This window comes from Micromonospora maritima (genome assembly GCF_902825405.1).
Lineage (GTDB): Bacteria > Actinomycetota > Actinomycetes > Mycobacteriales > Micromonosporaceae > Micromonospora > Micromonospora maritima.
The window spans coordinates 1-4,526 of the sequence record NZ_CADEAU010000436.1; the positions used below are offsets into that span (position 1 = coordinate 1).

Annotated in this window: 6 protein-coding genes and 1 pseudogene; 5 read left to right on the forward strand and 2 right to left on the reverse strand. The window is 74.6% G+C overall.

Going from position 1 to position 4,526, the window contains the following annotated elements; translation table 11 throughout:
• The coding region (locus tag HUW36_RS26435; RefSeq protein WP_174530625.1) for a zf-HC2 domain-containing protein at positions 1 to 194 on the reverse strand (194 nt) is incomplete at its 3' end.
• A gap of 160 nt (positions 195 to 354) precedes the next feature.
• On the opposite strand from HUW36_RS26435, the gene HUW36_RS26440 reads away from it, so the two are divergent.
• From HUW36_RS26440 to HUW36_RS26460, 5 genes are all read left to right on the forward strand, one after another.
• Positions 355 to 1,560, forward strand: coding sequence for a D-arabinono-1,4-lactone oxidase (locus HUW36_RS26440; RefSeq protein ID WP_174530626.1), 1,206 nt, complete (start codon positions 355 to 357; stop codon positions 1,558 to 1,560).
• Complete coding sequence (locus HUW36_RS26445) at positions 1,557 to 1,934, forward strand: sensory rhodopsin transducer (protein WP_174530627.1); 378 nt, start codon at positions 1,557 to 1,559, stop codon at positions 1,932 to 1,934. The genes HUW36_RS26440 and HUW36_RS26445 overlap by 4 nt, the downstream gene beginning before the upstream one ends.
• A gap of 33 nt (positions 1,935 to 1,967) precedes the next feature.
• Complete coding sequence (locus HUW36_RS26450) at positions 1,968 to 3,086, forward strand: FUSC family protein (RefSeq protein ID WP_174530628.1); 1,119 nt, start codon at positions 1,968 to 1,970, stop codon at positions 3,084 to 3,086.
• 81 nt (positions 3,087 to 3,167) lie between these two features.
• A complete protein-coding gene (locus HUW36_RS26455) occupies positions 3,168 to 3,794 on the forward strand; it encodes a dihydrofolate reductase family protein (RefSeq protein ID WP_174530629.1) in 627 nt (208 codons plus the stop codon).
• A gap of 55 nt (positions 3,795 to 3,849) precedes the next feature.
• Complete coding sequence (locus HUW36_RS26460; RefSeq protein ID WP_174530630.1) at positions 3,850 to 4,233, forward strand: VOC family protein; 384 nt, start codon at positions 3,850 to 3,852, stop codon at positions 4,231 to 4,233.
• Between the two features lie 4 nt (positions 4,234 to 4,237).
• On the opposite strand, the pseudogene HUW36_RS26465 reads toward HUW36_RS26460, so the two are convergent.
• Positions 4,238 to 4,526, reverse strand: a pseudogene (locus HUW36_RS26465) (shikimate dehydrogenase); the annotation flags it as partial.

The following is a 4,526-nucleotide window of genomic DNA, read 5'->3' on the forward strand; positions in this document are numbered from 1 at the left end:
ACCGCCTCGACCAGGTCCGGCACCCGCGGGGCCAGCTGCGTACGGGCCCGCCGGGTCACCGCGGCGGCCGACTCGAACCAGACCCGGCAGCCGGCGCAGCCGTTCAGGTGCGCCTCGGCCGCCTCGGTCTCCGACCGGGATGCCTCACCGTCCAGCTGTGCCGACAGGATCTCCCGCCACCGCTCACACGCCATGTAGGGATAGTCGTCCGGGACGGCCGTCCGGTTCCCGGCGGGTCCCGGATCAGGCCGGCACGCTGCCGGTCCGTTCGGACCACGCGTGCCGCGCGTCCGGAGGCGACTACCCCGGGTGGGCGTGGGTAACCGACCGCCGACCGACGCCGGGGAGGGGCGAGTGGCACGCGCGTTCGTGAACTGGTCCGGCAGCCTCTCCTTCACCCCGGCCCGGTGGGCCGAACCGGCCGACGAGGACGAGGTTCGTGCGTTGGTGCGCCGGGCCCGGGAGACCGGCACCACCGTGCGGCCGGTCGGCTCCGGGCACTCCTCCAGCCCGCTGGTGCGTACCGACGGGATCCTGCTCGGCCTGGACCGGCTGGCCGGGGTGATCTCCGACGACGGGCGGCTCGCCACCGCCTGGGCGGGCACCAAGCTCAAGGCGCTCGGCGAGGGGCTGTACGACGACGGGCTGGCGATGGACAACCTGGGCGACGTCGACTACCAGTCGATCGCCGGGGCGACCGCCACCGGCACCCACGGCACCGGGCTCGGCTTCGGCAACCTGAGCACCCAGGTCACCGGCGTACGCCTGGTCACCGGCACCGGCGACACGCTCGACGTCGACGCGGAGCGCAACCCGGAGCTGCTGCCGGCGGCGCGGCTCTCGCTCGGCGCGCTCGGCGTGCTCACCCGGATCACCCTGGACGTGCAGCCCCGCTACGAACTGCACCGCCGCTCCTGGTGCGCGCACCTGGACTGGACCCTGGACCACCTGGCCGAACTCCAGCACACCAACCGCAACATGGACTTCTACTGGTACCCGCGCAGCGACCGGACGCAGATCCGGGTGATCAACCGGACCGACGAGGCCAACCAGCGACCGCTGCGGCCCGGCACGGGCCCGCCGGACGGGGAGCTGCGGCAGAGCCAGGTCGGGCCCACCCACCGCACCATCCCCCGGCACCGGGAGCTGCGCTTCGAGGAGATCGAGTACATGCTGCCGTCGGAGGCGTTCCCGGCCTGCTTCGCCGAGGTACGCCGCCGGATCCGCGAGCGACACCGCCGGGTGGCCGGCTGGCGGGTGCTGGTGCGCACCATCGCGCCGGACGACATCTGGCTCAGCAACGCCTACGGCCGGCCCACCACCACCATCGCCTGCCTGCAGAACACCTCCCTGCCGTACGAGGAGTACTTCCGGGACATGGAGGCGGTCTTCCGGCACCACGGCGGCCGGCCGCACTGGGGCAAGAAGCACTGGCTCGGCGCGCGGGAGCTGCGTCCCCTCTACCCCCGCTGGGACGACTTCCGGGCGGTGCGCCGCCGGCTCGACCCGGACGGGGTGTTCCTCACCCCGGACCTGGCCCGGCTGCTGGAGGAGTCGTGACCGCACCGGTCGGCGCCCGGGTCTGGGTGGTGCCCGGCGGGCACGTGCCGTTCCCGGCGCACGGGCCGGAGCCGGAGTTCACCGGCTTCGACCAGTTCTGCGTGCTCAACACCGCCGACCACGACGCCGACCTGAGGCTCGACTTCTACTACGAGGACGCCGAGCCGGTCGGTCCGTACCGGGTGCTGGTCGGCGCGCGCCGGATCCGGCACGTGCGGGTCAACGACCTGATCGACCCGGAGGCGGTGCGGCTGGACCGGGCGTACGGCTGCGTGCTGCGGTCCCCGGTGCCGGTGGTGGTGCAGTTCCTGCGTCAGGACACCCGGCTGCCCGGCGTGGTGGCGTTGACCGGCACCATGGCGTACCCCGGGTGAGGTTCGACCGCGCGGCGGCGGGTACCCCGGCGCATGCGGGAAGCCACCGACCGGCTGGGCGACCGGATCCGCGCGGCCGGTCGGGCCAGCCGCCAGCGGGTACGCACGTACTCCATCGTCGCCGTCCAGGCCGGTCTGGCCGCCGCGTTGGCCTGGCTCGTGGCCCGCGAGGTGTTCGCCAACCCGGATCCGACGTTCGCGCCCGCGGCGGCGGTCGGTGTCATCGCCGCCTCGCTCGGTGGCCGGACCCGACGCACCGTCGAACTCGTCGTCGGGGTGGTGCTCGGCATCGTCGTCGGGGACGTGCTGATCCGCCTGCTCGGCACCGGACCCTGGCAGACCGGTGTGGTCGTCTTCCTGGCGGTCAGCGCCGCGGTGGTGGTCCGCGGCACCGGCGCGCTGGTCACCCAGGCCGGCGGTACGGCCGTGCTGGTCGCCACGCTCACCCCGGTCTCGCCCGACCTGGAACTGCCCCGCACGGTGAACGCGCTGGTCGGCGGCCTGGTCGGCCTGGTCGTGGTGCTGGTGCTCGCGCCGCTCAACCCGCTGCGCACGGTACGCCGGGTCGCCGACCCGGCGCTGGACACGTTCGCCCGGGAGATGTCCGCCTCGGCGGAGGCCCTGGCCCGCGGCGACGTCCACGCGGCCGATGCCGTGCTGGCCCGGATGCGCGCCGCCGAACCCGAACTGGACCGGATCGGCGAGGTGGTCGCCGCCGCCGACGAGGTGGTCCGCTTCTCCCCGGTGCGCTGGCGGCGACGGCGCGCGCTGGCCGCGTACCGCAACGGCGCCGAGCACCTGGACCGGGCGTTCCGCAACAGCCGGGCGCTGGTCCGTCGGGTCGGCACCGCGTTGCGTGATCGGGAGCCGGTGCCGGCCGACCTGCCGGCCGCGCTGGAGCACTTCGGCACGGCGATCCGGCTGCTGCACCGGGAGTTCCTGGCCGCACGCGAACCGCTCGACGCCCGGGAGCGGGTGCTGCGCGCGGTGCGTGACGCCGGTGCGGCGTGCCGGCAGGACATCGGCTTCTCCGGCACCATCGTGGTCTCCCAGTTGCGGACCGCCGCCAACGACGTGCTGCGCGCCACCGGCGTACCGGCCGGGGAGGCCCGCCGGCAGGTCCGCCGGGCCGCCGCGGCCCGCGCGCCGTAGACCCCGCCGTGCACCGATGAGTCCGCCGAGTTCCGTCGGTCTACCGTCCGACCGACACACCACGGCACGGGAGCACACGACATGGGCCTCATCCACCTCGAACTGTTCGCCACCCTCGACCTCGTCGGGCAGGCGCCCGGCGGCCCCGACGAGGACCCGGCCGGGTTCCCGTTCGGCGGCTGGCAGGCGCCCCTGATCGACGAGGTCACCGGGGCGCAGGTCCAGGCCGCCTACGAGGGCACCGACGCGCTGCTGCTCGGCCGCCGGACGTACGACATCTTCGCCGGCTACTGGCCGCACCAGGAGGGCGGGCCGGACGACGGGATCGCCGCGCTGTTCAACCGCATCCCGAAGTACGTGGCCTCGCGCGGCCGGCCGGACCTGTCCTGGGCCGGGTCGACGCTGCTCGGCCCGGACCTGGCCGGCGCGGTCCGCGAGGTCCGGGACCGGCACGAGAACGTGAAGGTGGTCGGGAGCCTCAACCTGGTGCAGACCCTCCTGCGGGAGAAGCTGTTCGACCGGATCGACCTCTGGGTGCACCCGATCGTGCTCGGTGTCGGGAAGAAGGTGTTCGACGGAGGTGCGGTGCCCACGAACGTGACCCTGGTCGAGGCGCCGGTGGCCAACCCGAGGGGAACCGTCTACCTGCGTTACGGCCTCGCCGACGGCGTTCCGGCGACCGGGGACATGGCGGCACGCGGCGACTGACGCGACCGGCGGAACCCGGTGGCGTCCGGGACGCCGGTCCGGGATGCTTCCGGTCATGGTCTCGGTGGTGCAGAACGTGGCGATCGACTGCGCGGACGCCTACGGGTTGGCGCGCTTCTGGAGCGAGGTGACCGGGCGGCCGGTGCACCCGGAGAGCCGACCGGGCGACCCGGAGGCGCAGGTGCTGCTGACGGAGGGTCCGGTGCTGCACTTCAACCAGGTGCCCGAGCCCAGGACGTCGAAGAACCGGATCCACCTCTGCCTGCGCCCGGAGACCTCGCGGGAGCCGGAGGTGGAGCGACTGCTCGGCCTCGGCGCCACGCTCGTCGCCGACCGGCGCAACCCGGACGGCACCGGCTGGGCGGTGCTCGCCGACCCCGAGGGCAACGAGTTCTGCGTGCTGCGCAGCGCCGCCGACCGGGCCGCTACCGGGTCCTGACGCCTCACAAGCCGAAGAAGTCGAGGTAGCCGTCGATCTGGTGGGCGAGCATCGGCTCGCCCGGGTGGGCGGCCAGGCCCCGGCCCCGGGCCGCGCGCAGCAGCGGCGTCTGCGCCGGCGACATGATGATGTCCGCCACCACCGCCCCGGCCGGCAGTTCCGCCACCGGGAACGGCGGCGGGTCGGTCGGGCGCAGGCCCAGCGGCGTCGCGTTGACCGCGAGGTCCGCGTCGGCCAGTCGCGGCCGGGGCGCGCCGGACACCCGGCCCGGGTACGCCTCGGACAGCCGCCCG

What these genes read in the sequence shown, in the direction of transcription:
- HUW36_RS26460 (WP_174530630.1), top strand. Translation starts at nt 3,850, where the DNA reads ATGGTCTCGGTGGTGCAGAACGTGGCGATCGACTGCGCGGACGCCTAC.
- HUW36_RS26455 (WP_174530629.1), top strand. Translation starts at nt 3,168, where the DNA reads ATGGGCCTCATCCACCTCGAACTGTTCGCCACCCTCGACCTCGTCGGG.
- HUW36_RS26450 (WP_174530628.1), top strand. Translation starts at nt 1,968, where the DNA reads ATGCGGGAAGCCACCGACCGGCTGGGCGACCGGATCCGCGCGGCCGGT.